Origin of the sequence: Winslowiella toletana, from assembly GCF_032164335.1 — a bacterium.
Taxonomy (GTDB): domain Bacteria; phylum Pseudomonadota; class Gammaproteobacteria; order Enterobacterales; family Enterobacteriaceae; genus Erwinia; species Erwinia toletana_A.
The window spans coordinates 2242752-2257639 of the sequence record NZ_CP134152.1 but is presented as its reverse complement, the minus strand read 5'-3'; the positions used below and the strand labels follow the sequence as shown (position 1 = coordinate 2257639).

The 14888-nt window shown below is 53.8% G+C and carries 11 protein-coding genes and 1 other RNA gene; 8 read left to right on the top strand and 4 right to left on the bottom strand.

Annotated features, from left to right (window positions below):
* Window positions 1-344 precede the first annotated feature (344 nt).
* Genes RIN69_RS10635 through RIN69_RS10625 form a run of 3 tightly spaced genes read left to right on the top strand, consistent with a single transcriptional unit; the run spans window position 345 to window position 2987 of the window.
* Window positions 345-1769: a cytochrome ubiquinol oxidase subunit I gene (locus tag RIN69_RS10635; protein ID WP_313857328.1), complete on the top strand. Its 1425-nt coding sequence runs from the start codon at window positions 345-347 to the stop codon at window positions 1767-1769.
* 1 nt (window position 1770) lies between these two features.
* The gene (gene cydB, locus RIN69_RS10630) at window positions 1771-2778 is read left to right on the top strand and encodes a cytochrome d ubiquinol oxidase subunit II (RefSeq protein ID WP_313857327.1); all 1008 of its coding nucleotides are present in this window, start codon (window positions 1771-1773) and stop codon (window positions 2776-2778) included.
* Between the two features lie 59 nt (window positions 2779-2837).
* Window positions 2838-2987 (top strand): DUF2474 domain-containing protein, encoded by a 150-nt coding sequence (locus RIN69_RS10625; protein ID WP_313857326.1) that lies wholly within the window; start codon window positions 2838-2840, stop codon window positions 2985-2987.
* A gap of 9 nt (window positions 2988-2996) precedes the next feature.
* On the opposite strand, the gene RIN69_RS10620 is transcribed toward RIN69_RS10625, so the two are convergent.
* Both RIN69_RS10620 and ydiJ read right to left on the bottom strand, forming a co-directional pair.
* Window positions 2997-3431 carry a hotdog fold thioesterase gene (locus tag RIN69_RS10620; RefSeq protein ID WP_313857325.1) on the bottom strand — a complete coding sequence of 145 codons (435 nt, stop codon included), beginning with the start codon at window positions 3429-3431 and terminating at the stop codon, window positions 2997-2999.
* Complete coding sequence (gene ydiJ / locus RIN69_RS10615) at window positions 3431-6484, bottom strand: D-2-hydroxyglutarate dehydrogenase YdiJ (RefSeq protein WP_313857324.1); 3054 nt, start codon at window positions 6482-6484, stop codon at window positions 3431-3433. The genes RIN69_RS10620 and ydiJ overlap by 1 nt, the downstream gene beginning before the upstream one ends.
* 301 nt (window positions 6485-6785) lie before the next feature.
* On the opposite strand from ydiJ, the gene ydiK reads away from it, so the two are divergent.
* Together ydiK and rprA are read left to right on the top strand one after the other, a co-directional pair.
* Window positions 6786-7919, top strand: coding sequence for an AI-2E family transporter YdiK (gene ydiK, locus RIN69_RS10610; RefSeq protein ID WP_313857321.1), 1134 nt, complete (start codon window positions 6786-6788; stop codon window positions 7917-7919).
* 259 nt (window positions 7920-8178) lie between these two features.
* Window positions 8179-8284: antisense sRNA RprA (rprA, locus tag RIN69_RS10605), an RNA gene on the top strand.
* 26 nt (window positions 8285-8310) lie between these two features.
* Here the strand turns inward: rprA and RIN69_RS10600 are convergent.
* Both RIN69_RS10600 and ppsA read right to left on the bottom strand, forming a co-directional pair.
* Complete coding sequence (locus RIN69_RS10600; protein ID WP_313857319.1) at window positions 8311-9465, bottom strand: RHS repeat-associated core domain-containing protein; 1155 nt, start codon at window positions 9463-9465, stop codon at window positions 8311-8313.
* 207 nt (window positions 9466-9672) lie between these two features.
* Window positions 9673-12048 (bottom strand): phosphoenolpyruvate synthase, encoded by a 2376-nt coding sequence (ppsA, locus tag RIN69_RS10595; protein ID WP_313857317.1) that lies wholly within the window; start codon window positions 12046-12048, stop codon window positions 9673-9675.
* 474 nt (window positions 12049-12522) lie between these two features.
* Between ppsA and ppsR the strand changes: the two genes are divergently transcribed.
* From ppsR to hemP, 3 genes are all read left to right on the top strand, one after another.
* Window positions 12523-13356, top strand: a complete 834-nt coding sequence (ppsR, locus tag RIN69_RS10590; protein WP_313857315.1) for a posphoenolpyruvate synthetase regulatory kinase/phosphorylase PpsR — start codon at window positions 12523-12525, stop codon at window positions 13354-13356.
* 158 nt (window positions 13357-13514) lie between these two features.
* Complete coding sequence (locus tag RIN69_RS10585) at window positions 13515-14561, top strand: 3-deoxy-7-phosphoheptulonate synthase (protein ID WP_313857313.1); 1047 nt, start codon at window positions 13515-13517, stop codon at window positions 14559-14561.
* 159 nt (window positions 14562-14720) lie between these two features.
* Entirely contained in the window at window positions 14721-14888 is a 168-nt protein-coding gene (gene hemP / locus RIN69_RS10580; RefSeq protein ID WP_313857311.1) for a hemin uptake protein HemP, read from the top strand.

Sequence of the window (14888 nt, the reverse complement as noted above, 5' to 3'; positions counted from 1 at the left end):
TTTGGCTTAATGACAGATCGGCTTGCGATTAATCGCGGCGCGGCAATCCCGCGCAGCCCGAAAAAAAACCTCGCGCTTACATGCCGTTATCAATCTCGCGCGTTAATTTAACAAACCCGATCGCGGGATTAACAAAGACGGAAAACATATCATCACAATTATCATGGCTGTTATATCCCCAGGTGCCACGACTGATCCTGTTTCTTACCTTATCTCAGGCGTAACATCCTTTTTGCGTTGATATTGCCGTTCAGCTGCAAAGCGCGGGGAAATAAATCCTGGCACTTTGCTCATGAACGACGAATAAAAAAACTAATAAAGTTTGAGTAAGACAGGGGCATGCAATGTTTGGATTAGATGCGTTTCACCTGGCAAGGATTCAATTCGCTTTTACCGTCTCCTTCCATATTATTTTCCCGGCTATTACCATCGGGCTGGCAAGTTACCTTGCCGTGCTCGAAGGTCTGTGGCTGAAAAGCAAAAATGAGGTCTATCGCGACCTTTATCACTTCTGGTCGAAAATTTTCGCCGTTAACTTCGGTATGGGCGTAGTTTCCGGGCTGGTAATGGCCTACCAGTTCGGCACCAACTGGAGTGGATTTTCGCAGTTTGCCGGCAGCATTACCGGGCCGCTGCTGACCTATGAAGTACTGACGGCCTTCTTCCTCGAGGCCGGTTTTCTTGGCGTGATGCTGTTTGGCTGGAACCGCGTTGGTCGTGGCCTGCACTTCTTTGCGACCTGCATGGTGGCGCTCGGCACCATTATTTCCACCTTCTGGATTCTGGCGTCGAACAGCTGGATGCAAACCCCGCAGGGCTACGCAATTCAGGATGGCGTGGTTATCCCGGTTGACTGGATGGCCATCGTATTTAACCCGTCGTTTCCGTACCGCCTGATGCATATGGCAACCGCCGCCTTCCTCGCCAGCGCCTTCTTTGTCGGTGCATCGGCAGCCTGGCATCTGCTGCGTAAAAACGACACGCCAGCCATTCGCAAAATGTTGTCAATGGCGCTGTGGATGGCACTGATCGTTTCGCCAATCCAGGCGATGCTCGGTGATATGCACGGCCTGAACACGCTGAAATATCAACCGGCTAAAATTGCCGCGATTGAGGGACACTGGGAAAATCCGGCTGATGAACCGACGCCGCTGATTCTGTTTGGCCTGCCGGATATGGAGCAGGAAAAAACCCGCTACGCGCTGGAAATACCTTATCTCGGTAGCCTGATCCTGACCCACAGCCTGCACCAGCAGGTGCCGGCGCTGAAAAGCTTTCCCAAAGAAGATCGCCCGAACTCCACCATTATCTTCTGGTCGTTCCGCATTATGGCCGGTCTCGGCATGCTGATGGTGCTGCTGGGAGTCGTCAGCCTGTGGCTGCGCTTCCGCAACCGTCTTTACAGCTCGCGTCCGTTCCTGTGGTTTACCCTGTTAATGGGGCCGTCCGGGCTGATCGCCATTCTCGCAGGCTGGTTTACCACGGAAATTGGCCGTCAGCCATGGGTAGTTTATGGACTGATGCGTACCAAAGATGCGGTTTCTGCCCACGGCGATATGCATATGAGCCTCAGCCTGCTGGCGTTCATCGTCGTGTATATGTCGGTGTTTGGCGTCGGCTATCTCTACCTGGTCAAACTGATTAAGAAAGGCCCACAGTCAGGTGAAGGTGGACATACGCCAGAAGGCGGCCCGGGTACTTCCCATACCGCTTCCCGCCCACTGTCTGCGGTGCAGGAAAACTTAAGCGCTTCACAGGAGAAAAAATAAGATGGGTGTCGATCTGTCAATTATCTGGTTTACCATCATTATCTTTTCCACCCTGATGTATATCGTGATGGATGGTTTTGATCTCGGTATCGGCATCCTGTTTCCATTTAATAAGGATGCTGTTGAGCGCGATATGATGGTCAATACCGTTGCGCCGGTCTGGGATGGTAACGAGACCTGGCTGGTGCTGGGCGGTGCAGCGCTGTATGGCGCTTTTCCGCTGGCCTATGCAGTGATTCTTGATGCGCTGACGGTACCGCTAACGGTGATGCTGATCGGCCTGATTTTCCGTGGCGTGGCGTTTGAGTTTCGCTTTAAAGCCACCCCGGAGCATCGTCCGTTCTGGGATAAATCATTTATCGTCGGTTCGATTGTCGCGACGTTCAGCCAGGGCGTGGTGCTTGGTACCCTGATTAACGGACTGGAAGTGACCAACCGTACCTATAGCGGACCGGCACTGGTCTGGTTAACGCCCTTTGCGCTGTTCTGCGGCCTGGGCCTGGTGGTGGCCTATGCGCTGCTGGGTAGCACCTGGCTGATCATGAAAACCGAGAAAGAACTGCATCGTAAGATGACCGCGCTGGCGAAGCCACTGCTGCTGACGCTGTTGGCGATTATCGCCATTGTCAGTATCTGGACGCCGCTGGAGCATGCCGACATTATGCAGCGCTGGTTCAGTCTGCCAAATCTGTTCTGGTTCCTGCCGGTTCCGGTCCTGGTGCTGGCGGTCTCATGGGCACTGCTGCGCGCGCTGAAGCGTCATGCCCACTATGCGCCGTTTCTGCTGACGCTGGCGCTGGTGTTCCTCGGCTTTACCGGTTTGGGTATCAGCATCTGGCCAAATATCATTCCGCCGCACATCACGATCTGGCAGGCAGCGTCACCGCCACAAAGCCAGGGCTTTATGCTGGTCGGCGGCCTGCTGATTATCCCGGTGATTCTGGTGTATACCTTCTGGAGCTACTACGTGTTCCGCGGAAAAATCACGCCGGACGAAGGCTATCACTGATTGTTGTTCTGTGTTCCACCCGGGTGGTGGAACACAACTGAATATTATGGAGGTAAGCGATGGAACAGAGTCAAACTCAGCCCGTCAGCCGCTGGTGGAAACGTGTGTTATGGCTGGTGGTAATTTATGGCGGCAGCGTGCTGGCCCTGGGCCTGGTGGCTACGCTGTTTCGCCTGATGATGACGGCAGCGGGTATGAAGTCGCACTAAGCGAAAACATCAACGCTGCTCAGGTTTGGCCATTATTACTGAGGTCGTCAGCCGGGATATGCAACACAAGCGCTGCTGCCGATCAAAAATCTCAATTTGCCACACCTGGTGCGAACGGCCAAGATGCAGCGCGCGGCAGACGCCGCGCACCTCACCTTCGCGCGCAGAGCGCAGATGGTTGGCATTAATCTCCAGCCCAACCACCTGCTGCTCCCCGCAAGTACAAAGATAACCCGCCATTGAACCCAGCGTCTCTGCCAGCACCGCGGGTGCACCGCCGTGCAGCAGACCAAATGGCTGAGTGGTGCGCTGATCCACCGGCATCACCGCTTCGAGGCTGTCATCATTGAGGGCGATAAAGCGAATCCCGAGATGCCCGACCATACAATCCGCGCTGCGCTGATTCAGTTGTTCCAGCGTCGCCTCGCGTTGCCATATTGCCATTAAATCATCTCCAGCAGCGCCTGCAGAGGATGGCGCATTCCGTTACCTTCGATCCGCTTGACCTGGCTGCGACAAGAGTAGCCGGTCGCCAGACAGCGCTGTCGCGGTAACTTCTGTAACGCCGGATGCCATGACAGCTCATAAATTCCCAACGAGTTATCAAGATTTTTAGTTTCATGACCGTAGGTGCCTGCCATACCGCAGCAGCCCACGCTGATGTTTTCCAGTTTCGCACCAAAGCGGGCAAAAATTCCCTGCCACTGGTTCGGCGTGGCTGGCAGCGCGGTAACTTCAGTACAGTGACCAAACAGATACCAGGCTTCGCCACTGGCAACAGACGTTTCGCGACGATCGAGCGCGGTTGACAGCCACTCATGCACCAGTTGCACATGAAACTCTCCGCGCTGTTCGCCCAGCACCTGACGGTATTCGTCACGGTAGCAGAGCACTAACGCCGGATCGACACCGACCAACGGCATGCCCAGTACGGCAACGCGATTCAGGAAGTCAGCGGTTTTCTGTGCGGTACGGGCGAAGCGTTGCAGGAAACCTTTAATGTGCTGGGCTTTGCCGTTAGGGGAGAACGGCAGCAGCACCGGTTGATACCCAAGCTTTTCAATCAGGCGGACAAAATCTGCCACCAGCTGCGCTTCGTAGTAACTGGTGAACGGGTCCTGCACCACCAGCACGGTTTTCTCGCGCTGTTCGGCGCTCAGCTGCTCGAGGCTTTCCAGCGTGATATTACCAGCACGGTGTCCGGCCAGCTGCTGCTTCAGCGTAGGCGAGGAGAGCAACGGCAGATCGACCATGCCGATATGCTTCTTACTCAGCTCGCGCAGCCACGGCTGCTTCAGGAAGAAGTTAAAGGTTTTTGGCGCGCGCGCCATCAACGGCGCATAACTTTCCACGCTGGCGACCAGGTGATCGCTCACCGGGCGCAGGTAGCGGGTGTGATACAGCTGCAGGAAACGCGAGCGGAAGCCCGGCACATCGATCTTGATCGGGCACTGGGTCGAGCAGGCTTTACAGGCCAGACAGCCAGACATCGCCTCCTTCACTTCATGCGAGAAATCATACTCGCCCTTCTTCGCATGCCAGCTGTTGCGAGTACGCTCAATCAGACCGCGCAGGCTAACACCGGCGGTCGGCAGTTGTCTTTCCAACAGCAGCGGATCGACGCCCCGCTCAGCCAGCAGGCGCAACCATTCACGCGTCAGGGTGGCACGGCCTTTCGGCGAGTGGATACGGTTGCGGGTAATCTTCATTGACGGGCACATCGGGCTGCGCACATCAAAGTTAAAGCACAGGCCGTTACCGTTACACTCCATAGCTCCGCGCCAGTCACTCCGCACATTCACCGGGATTTGCCGATCGTAAGACCCGCGCTTATCCGCATCCACTTTCATCATCGGATCGTCAACGCCGTAAGGGGCGCAGATTTTACCCGGATTCAGCCGGTTAGCGGGATCAAACGCCGCTTTGATACGGCGCAGCTCGTTATACAGCGTCTCGCCAAAGAACGCCGGGCTGTATTCAGCGCGGAAGCCCTTACCGTGTTCGCCCCATAACAGACCGCCGTAGCGTGCGGTCAGCGCGACGACCTCATCGGAGATCTGTTTCATCAGCATCTCCTGTTGAGGGTCGCACATATCCAGCGCCGGGCGCACATGCAGCACGCCCGCATCGACATGGCCAAACATACCGTAGCTCAGGTTGTGGCTATCGAGCAATGCGCGAAACTCAACAATATAATCGGCCAGTTGCTCCGGCGGCACCGCCGTATCCTCGACAAACGGGATCGGTTTGGCGCGCCCTTTAGCATTACCCAGCAGGCCAACGGCTTTTTTACGCATCGCATAAATACGCTCGATGCCGTCAAGGTCGTGACACAGCTGCCAGCCAATCACTCCACCCTGACGTTCGGCCATCAGGCTATCCAGCCGCTGGCACAACGCGGTGACCTGACCGTCAATCAGCGCCTGATCATCGCCGGCGAATTCTACAATATTCAACCCAAGCATCTGCCGATCCGGCACATCGGTAATCAGTTCCTGCACCGAATGCCAGACAATATCCTCACGCGCCAGGTTGAGCACTTTTGAGTCGACGGTTTCTACCGACAGCGCTTGCGCCTCCACCATCAGTGGCGCATTGCGTAGCGCAGAGTCAAACGCATCGTATTTAATATTAACCAGACGGCGGACTTTCGGCAGTGGCGTAATATCCAGCCGCGCTTCGCTGATAAACGCCAGCGTTCCCTCAGCGCCGCACAGAATACGGGTCAGGTCAAAGCGTTGCAGGTCGTCGCTCAGCACATGCCGCAGGTCGTATCCGGTAAGAAAGCGGTTCAGTTTCGGGAACTTTTCAACAATCAGACTGCGCTGCTGGCGACAGCGTTCCAGCACCGTGCGGTAAATCACACCTTCCGGCGACGATTCTCCGGCCAGCACCTCCGCCAGCTCAACCGGCATCTCGCGGGTATCAAGGATTTCGCCCCCCAGCAGTACCGCACGCAGACCCAGCACATGGTCGGAGGTTTTACCGTACACCAGTGAGCCCTGGCCGGAAGCATCGGTATTAATCATCCCGCCGAGAGTCGCGCGGTTACTGGTAGACAGCTCAGGAGAGAAGAAATAGCCGTAAGGTTTCAGATAAGCATTAAGCTGATCTTTAATGACCCCGGCTTCGACCCTGACCCAGCCCTCTTCGGCATTGATCTCCAGAATCCGGTTCATATGGCGTGACATATCGACCACGATGCCCTGATTCAGTGACTGGCCGTTGGTGCCGGTTCCCCCGCCGCGCGGCGTAAACACCAGGCTGGCAAAGCGTGGCTCGGCGGCAACGCGGGCAATCAGCGCAACATCGGCGGTGGAACGAGGGAAAAGAACGGCATCCGGTAACAGCTGGTAAATACTGTTATCCGTTGACATGGTAAGGCGGTCGGCGTAGCTGGTAGCGCTGTCGCCGGTAAAGCCTTGCTGCTGTAAAGCTTCCAAAAACGTCAGCACCAGCTGAACGAGGCCAGGTGCCTGAGAAATTTGTGGGATCATTATCGGGTGACCAGCATGTTGTGTTAATCGTTTGCGTTTGCTTTTTATCAGTGAGTTATCCGTTTTATCATATTTTTTTATCACCTGCCGTTTTTTCAAGAAACGTAAAATCACTTTTTGCTCCAGCACTGTCGCAAAGTGAATAAATGCATCATGATTAGCAAAGTGGCACCGGTTGCCATGGTTATGGAAAAGATATCCCGAATAACTCAGTTGCAAAGGTGGGCACAACCCCGCCACCTGCAATATGAAGCCGGACGGTTATCATCATTAAGGAATTCTTTGAGGTACTGATTTTCGTATGAAAAATCTGGAACGCGGGATCGACTATCCGCAGATAGTATTTACGCTGATGCTCATTACCCTGCTGATCGTCGCGTGTTTTTGGGTCGTACAGCCGTTTATCCTTGGCTTTGCCTGGGCCAGCATGGTGGTGATTGCGACCTGGCCGCTGATGATCAAGCTACAAGGCTTACTGTGGGGTCGCCGCTCGCTGGCGGTGGTCGCCATGACGTTGATTCTGATCTTACTGTTTATTATTCCCATCGCGCTGTTGGTTAACAGCCTGATTGATAATAGTGCGCCGGTGATCCAGTGGGCGACCTCAGGGCAAATGCAGATTCCCCGGCTGGAATGGCTAAAAGAGATCCCGATGATTGGGGATAAGCTTTTTTCGAGCTATCACAAACTGGTGGCTGGCGGCGGCGGCGCGCTGATGACCCAGATACAACCTTATATCGGTCGCACCACTGGATTCTTTGTTGCTCAGGCGGGGCATTTTGGTCGGTTAATGATCCACCTTGGCCTGATGCTGCTGTTCAGCGTGCTGCTCTACTGGCGTGGTGAGCAGGTGGGTAACGGCATCCGGCATTTCGCTTTCCGCCTCGCCTCACGTCGTGGTGATGCGGCGGTATTACTGGCCGGTCAGGCGATCCGTGCTGTGGCGCTGGGCGTGGTGGTTACCGCGCTGGTACAAGGCGTGCTGGGCGGCATTGGCCTGGCGATCTCCGGTATCCCCTACGCCACGCTGTTAACCGTGTTAATGATTCTGTTCTGTCTGGTTCAGCTCGGCCCGCTGCTGGTGCTGGTTCCGGCGATCGTCTGGCTTTACTGGAGCGGTGATACCACCTGGGGCACCGTGCTGCTGGTGTGGAGCTGTGTCGTCGGTACGCTGGATAATGTGCTGCGCCCGGTACTGATCAGGATGGGGGCCGATCTGCCGATGATTCTGATCCTGTCAGGCGTTATCGGTGGCCTGTTCGCCTTTGGCATGATTGGCCTGTTTATCGGTCCGGTGGTGCTGGCGGTCTCCTATCGTCTGGTTTCCGTCTGGATGCATGAAGCCCCTGCGCCGGATGAAGATCCGCAGGAGGTGGTTGAAGAGCTGGCGGAATTTGTCGCGGATCACGAAGCGGATAAAATCCCGTCAAAGTAGTCACTCTCTGCTTATGACTACCGGTAAACGGCCAGCCAATGCTGGCCGTTTACACAATTATTTCGTGACGAATTTATTTAGAAACTTTTATCAGTAAAAGCGTGAATCAACGCACTCCTGCTTAAATTCCAACCCATTGATTACTTTTAATACAGCTTTCATCCTGACTTTAGCTTTTGCGCCTGACAAAAGATTATCAGCTTTAAACTAATGAGAGGATTCTTAAAGACGCGTTACGTGATGCTGCATAGTATGAGGCCTATGTTCAGAATCAACCCCATGATTTCTAAACAACCTTTTCCCTGAGTAAGTAACGAATTGCTGTGTGTAGTCTTTGCCCATCCACGTGATGGGCTTTTTTTTTCGCCGAACTGAGCGTCAGTTACTGAGATCAGATACTGAATCCACCCAGCTCACCGTCCACCTGTAATGCGCGGTTTCGCTCCAGCGAGAAAAAGGTCACCGGTTGGTAGTTATCGTCCAGGCCATTTCCGATTCTGAAATAAGCACGACCAGCGCCATCAAACAGTGAGAAACTGCGTTGTGAATTTCGGTAATTGATCACCTTATGCTCAACTATCCGGCTAATAAAGCGCAAATTCTGTGTAGATGCGCGATAGGGATTACGCTGTAACTGATAGACCTCTCTGATATCTGACGGCAGTTCGCCGTAGCTGGTAACTTTGCCGCGAAAGCCGGTGGTAATTAATCCTGTGGTCTCTCTGAATTGATCGGCAAGGCTGACGACTCCGTCTGCGGAGTGACAAATAATGGTTCTGGCGCAGCCATATTCACTAATATTTACCTGCTGCATAATCTCCAGCGCCAGTCTGCGTCCGTTAAATTCCACACCACTGCGTAATAAGATTCTGGCGCTAAAGTCTCGTGCCGTAAATTGGCTATGCGCCATGACGTTCAGACGCCGCAGACCGTGATGCATATCCGTAAAAATGGTAACCGGGCTCAATGTATCTCTGGGTTCAGCAATCAGCTTAACGTCCTGAATGGAATCCCATCCCCAGACGGTTTTATTCAGCGATGTGGTCATGCGACTAACGCCTGCAGCCAGTTCACTGGCTAAAGAGAGCAGCCCGCTGGCAAAAGAGATCCAGCCCAATACCGCCGAAGCATGAGGATCGCGATGCGCTAACCCCACGCTGGCGATCGCGGTCATATCGGCCACCAGCGCGCTGCCGCCGACCGTCAGGGATGCCAGCGACGCGCTGGTCAGTGCTGCACTGAGGCTGCCTGCCGCCACCAGTGAGCTACCGCCGGTAAAAATGGCACCCAGCACGCCGAGAATGCTGAAACCAATACCCAATGCCGCCTGCCAGTTAAAATGGCCACTGGGATCGGCGCGATTAATCGGATCGCCAGCGCAAAAAATATAGGGGTTAATTCCTCCTGCGCCAAACGGACTCCAGCTATCCGGCGCGTTAAAGCGGTGTAACTGAGGATTATAGGCCCGATAACCGTTTCCCAGGTGATAAGCGCCACTAAGCGGATCCCGGCGCTCACCGTTAAATGCCAGAAGATAGCTGTTCATTTTGACTCCTTGTCTGCTGTCTGTTTTATTAATTAATAAGCATCCTTTTATTTAAATAACTAACAAGCTCCGGGCTGAGCGTAAAGACAATCAACAACACAGCACGGCGACGTGTTGAAGTTTATTTTTTTGTGCTTAAGCGGATGGACAGGCAAAAAAAACAGCAGCGACAGGCTGCTGCTGTTTAAGCGCGTTTGCAGGAAGGGATTATTTAATTTGCGCCAGGCTCAGCCAGGTCTGTACCACGGTATCCGGGTTAAGTGACAAACTGTCGATGCCCTCTTCCATCAGCCACGCGGCAAAATCTTCGTGATCGGATGGCCCCTGGCCGCAGATGCCGACATATTTACCCTGCTTCTTCGCCGCGCGAATCGCCATTGACAGCAGCGCTTTCACCGCCTCATTGCGCTCGTCAAACAGCTCGGATACCACGCCGGAGTCACGATCCAGACCTAACGCCAACTGAGTCATATCGTTAGAGCCAATCGAGAAGCCATCGAAATACTCAAGAAACTGCTCGGCAAGTAAGGCATTTGATGGGATCTCACACATCATGATCAGCTTCAGACCGTCCTCGCCGCGCTTTAGCCCCTGACGTGCCAGCTCCTCGACCACCGCCTTCGCCTGCGCCACGGTACGTACAAACGGCACCATGATCTCAACGTTGGTCAGCCCCATCTCATTACGCACCCGCTTGACCGCTTTGCACTCGAGGGCAAAACAGTCGCGGAAGCTGTCTGAAACGTAGCGCCCGGCACCACGGAAACCGAGCATCGGGTTTTCCTCTTCCGGCTCATAGCGCTCGCCGCCCACCAGGTTGGCGTACTCATTGGATTTAAAGTCAGAGAGACGCACGATCACCCGCTTGGGTGCAAAGGCCGCGCCCAGCGTGGCGATGCCTTCGGTCAGGCGGGCAATATAGAATTCAACCGGATCGTCGAAACCTTTCATCATCTCGCGAATCTGCTGTTGCAGTTGCGGGGTCTGTTGATCGAATTCCAGCAGCGCCCTGGGATGCACGCCAATCATACGGTTAATAATAAACTCCAGTCGCGCCAGGCCAACACCTTCATTCGGCAGACAGGCGAAATCAAAGGCACGATCCGGGTTGCCGACGTTCATCATAATTTTCAGCGGCAGGTCCGGCATTTTATCCACCTGCGAACTGGTCACGTCGAAATCAAGCAGATCGTCATAGACGTAGCCGGTATCACCTTCGGCACAGGAAACCGTAACATTATGCCCTTCACTCAGGCGCTCAGTGGCATCACCGCAGCCCACTACCGCCGGAATCCCCAGCTCACGGGCGATAATCGCCGCATGGCAGGTACGCCCGCCCCGGTTGGTGACAATCGCCGAGGCCTTTTTCATGATCGGTTCCCAGTCCGGGTCAGTCATGTCAGTAACCAGCACGTCGCCTTTTTCAATGCGGTTCATTTCACTGATATCGTGAATCACTTTTACCGCACCGGCACCGATGCGATGGCCGATAGCACGGCCTTCAACCACCACCTTGCCTTTGCCCTGTAAGCTGTAGCGCTCCATCACCTGGCCGTTGGAACGCACGGTTTCAGGGCGCGCCTGCACGATAAACAGCTTGCCGGTATGGCCATCCTTCGCCCATTCAATATCCATCGGCCGCTGGTAGTGTTGCTCGATTTGTACCGCCTGCTGCGCCAGCGCCTGCACTTCGTCATCGGACAGGCAGAAACGGTCACGCTGTTGCTGCGGCACATCTTCGATCCGAACTTGCTCACCATGCTGTTTCGAGTCAGCATAGACCATGCGAATTTTTTTCGAACCCATATTGCGCCGCACAATTGACGGCCGACCGGCTGCCAGCGTCGGTTTGTGCACGTAAAATTCATCAGGGTTAACCGCGCCCTGCACCACCATTTCTCCCAGTCCCAGAGCAGCGGTGATAAACACCACCTGATCAAAACCGGATTCGGTATCAATGGTAAACATCACGCCTGAGGAAGCGAGGTCAGAACGCACCATGCGCTGCACCCCGGCGGAGAGCGCCACGCCACGATGGTCGTAGCCCTGATGCACACGATAAGAGATGGCCCGATCGTTAAATAATGAAGCGTAAACGTGTTTCACCGCCACCATCACCGCCTCAATGCCCTGCACATTCAGGAAAGTCTCCTGCTGGCCGGCAAACGACGCGTCGGGCATATCTTCTGCGGTAGCCGAGGAGCGCACGGCAAATGAGGCATCGGCGTCATCGGCAGAGAGTTGTTGATAGGCAGCAAGAATGGCCTGCTCCAGTTCCGGTTGGAAGGGGGTATCAACGATCCACTGACGGATCTGTTTCCCGGCTTTTGCCAGTTCATCAACATCATCAATATTGGTGTTATCCAGCAACTGATAAATCCGCTGGTTGACGCCACTTTGGTCCAGAAATTGATTAAAAGCATCGGAGGTGGTAGCAAAGCCGTTTGGCACTGACACACCCAGTGAAGACAAATTGGTAATCATTTCACCCAGAGAAGCATTTTTGCCTCCCACCCGATCAACATCATTCATGCCGAGCTGGTTGTACCAAAGCACTAGCGGCACTTCGCCTATATTGGACATTGAAGCAATCCTTTTCAGTTTAATGAGGGGGCGCAAGTCACATTCTGCGGTGCAGATATCACGTCTTCAGCCTGGCACAGAGAGAATGCAAAGAGGAAGTGGTGAATCGTTCAAGCAAATTAAAAAAGTGTTTTTAAGAAAACTCCGCGCTAAACTCATTTCGTTGCGCAACGAGCAAAAATCAACAAAAACCCATCATAATCAGATTGTTAGTTAAATAGCCTTTAATCAGAGCTCTATTTCTTTTGCGCAACAAAATCCGAGCTAAATAACCGTTTCACACCAGAGAAAGCGTTATAATCAACAATTAAAAAAAAGAAACGCCATTTCATTTATTATGATTTAATTCAATATCGAAAGGTTAAAAATAAATCATTCACTTTATTTAAATGTGAATGATTCATTCTGTCAGGTGGCGTTAATCCTCTTCACCGATACAATCAGATGCAGCAGAGATCATTAGCAGGAGATAAAATGGACGCAGCAGGCGAACGAAGTGTTTTCTACATCTCGGATGGTACGGCGATTACTGCTGAAGTGCTGGGTCACGCGGTGATGTCGCAATTTCCGGTAGCCATGAACAGCGTCACGCTACCTTTTGTTGAGAATGTCCAGCGGGCGCAGGCGGTAAAAGGTCAGATTAACGCCATCTATCAAAAAAGCGGTATTCGACCGCTGGTGTTTTTCTCGATTGTCACGCCGGACGTACGTGAAATCATTATGCAAAGCGACGGCTTTTGCCAGGATATTGTTCAGTCGCTGGTTGCTCCGCTTCAGGAAGAGCTGGGTATGGCTCCGGCTCCGGTGGCACACCGCACCCACGGCCTGACTGCCAGCAACCTCGGCAAGTATGATGCGCGTATCGCCGCCATTGATTACGCACTGGCGCATGATGATGGCATTTCGCTGCGCGGGCTGGAAGACGCGCAGGTGATTCTGTTAGGCGTATCGCGCTGCGGTAAGACCCCCACCAGCCTGTATCTGGCCATGCAGTTTGGCGTGCGTGCCGCCAACTATCCGTTTATTGCCGATGATATGGATAATCTGAAATTGCCACCGGCGCTAAAAGCGCATCAGCAGAAGCTGTTCGGGCTGACTATCGATCCGGAACGCCTGTCGGCGATTCGTCAGGAACGGGCGGAAAACACCCGCTACGCCTCAATGCGGCAATGCCGGATGGAGGTAGGCGAAGTCGAAGCGCTGTTCCGCACCCACCAGATTCGTTACCTCAACAGTACCAACTACTCGGTGGAGGAAATTGCCACCAAAATCCTCGATATCATGGGGCTGAATCGCCATATGTATTAGCTCAGCTCGCCAACAGAGCCGCTTTGCCGCGGCTTTTTGTGGCAGATGCCGCGTTTTAACTCTTCAGCCAGTTGAATTCATCGCTATTTGGGCTATTGTGATCGCCATCACTTCCCGGCACTTTTGCCGTTGAGAAGAAAAAAATTTCAGAGATGCAGATGAATAAAACAGATGAACTGCGAACCGCGCGCATCGAGAGCCTGATTACGCCTGAGCAACTGGCGTTAAAGCATCCGATAACCGCCGCCATTGCAGAAAACGTGACAGCGTCACGTAAACGCATTGCCCGTATCCTGACCGGGGAAGATAAACGCCTGTTGGTCGTGATTGGCCCCTGCTCACTGCACGATCCCAAAGCTGCCGTTGAGTATGCTACCCGACTTAACGCTTTACGGGTTAAACACCAGCATCGGCTGGAAATCGTAATGCGCACCTATTTCGAAAAGCCGCGTACCGTGGTCGGCTGGAAAGGACTGATCTCCGATCCCGATCTCGATGGCAGCTTTCGCGTCAATCATGGCCTTGAAATCGCCCGTAAGCTGCTGCTGGATATCAATGCGCTGGGAATGCCAACCGCCACCGAATTTCTTGATATGGTGATCGGCCAGTTTATTTCCGACCTGATCAGCTGGGGTGCCATCGGCGCGCGTACCACTGAAAGCCAGATTCACCGCGAGATGGCGTCGGCTCTCTCCTGCCCGGTCGGCTTTAAAAATGGGACCGATGGCAACACGCAAATCGCCGTCGATGCCATCCGTGCGGCGCGTGCCAGCCATATGTTTCTGTCATCTGATAAATACGGGCAGATGACCATTTATCAGACCAGCGGCAATCCGTCCGGTCATATCATTATGCGCGGCGGCAAACAGCCTAACTATCATGCGGAAGATATTGCCGCCGCCGCTGCCAGCCTGCGCGAGTTTCACCTGCCGCAACAGCTGGTCGTCGACTTCAGCCATGCCAACTGTCTGAAACAACATCGCCGCCAGCGCGACGTGGCAGAATCGGTGGCGCAACAGATCCGCGACGGATCGCAGGCGATTGCTGGCGTGATGATTGAAAGCTTCCTGCAGGAAGGTACGCAAAAAGTGATTGCCGGACAACCGCTGGTTTATGGCCAGTCAATTACCGATCCCTGCCTCGGCTGGGAAGACAGTGAAGCCGTGCTGGCCCTGCTGGCGCAAGCCATCGACTGCCGCTTCTGATCCCCCGACGCTGGCGGGAAAACCGCCAGCGTTATTAGCATAAAGTTGCAAATTCGCCAACATTCCCTCGCTTTGACAATTTTATCCTTGCCTGGATGAAACATTTGTTGATAATGATTATCATTGTGAAAACAATTTACATTATTAACAGGTAGCTTTATGGATAAATCCCCTTCCACCTGCGCCATACCGGAAACCGGGCACAGCCTGCGGCAGGTCGACAGCAAATTGCTGTTAGGCAGTGAAGGTCGCGTTGTCATCCTGCATCAGGGTCAGCAATACATTTTGCGTCAGACCCAGGCCGGTAAACTTATCCTGACGAAGTAA

Excerpts from the sequence above, each read along its gene's own strand:
- RIN69_RS10635 (WP_313857328.1), top strand. The coding sequence starts at position 345 with ATGTTTGGATTAGATGCGTTTCACCTGGCAAGGATTCAATTCGCTTTT.
- cydB (WP_313857327.1), top strand. The coding sequence starts at position 1,771 with ATGGGTGTCGATCTGTCAATTATCTGGTTTACCATCATTATCTTTTCC.
- RIN69_RS10625 (WP_313857326.1), top strand. The coding sequence starts at position 2,838 with ATGGAACAGAGTCAAACTCAGCCCGTCAGCCGCTGGTGGAAACGTGTG.
- RIN69_RS10620 (WP_313857325.1), bottom strand. The coding sequence starts at position 3,431 with ATGGCAATATGGCAACGCGAGGCGACGCTGGAACAACTGAATCAGCGC.
- ydiJ (WP_313857324.1), bottom strand. The coding sequence starts at position 6,484 with ATGATCCCACAAATTTCTCAGGCACCTGGCCTCGTTCAGCTGGTGCTG.
- ydiK (WP_313857321.1), top strand. The coding sequence starts at position 6,786 with ATGAAAAATCTGGAACGCGGGATCGACTATCCGCAGATAGTATTTACG.
- RIN69_RS10600 (WP_313857319.1), bottom strand. The coding sequence starts at position 9,465 with ATGAACAGCTATCTTCTGGCATTTAACGGTGAGCGCCGGGATCCGCTT.
- ppsA (WP_313857317.1), bottom strand. The coding sequence starts at position 12,048 with ATGTCCAATATAGGCGAAGTGCCGCTAGTGCTTTGGTACAACCAGCTC.
- ppsR (WP_313857315.1), top strand. The coding sequence starts at position 12,523 with ATGGACGCAGCAGGCGAACGAAGTGTTTTCTACATCTCGGATGGTACG.
- RIN69_RS10585 (WP_313857313.1), top strand. The coding sequence starts at position 13,515 with ATGAATAAAACAGATGAACTGCGAACCGCGCGCATCGAGAGCCTGATT.
- hemP (WP_313857311.1), top strand. The coding sequence starts at position 14,721 with ATGGATAAATCCCCTTCCACCTGCGCCATACCGGAAACCGGGCACAGC.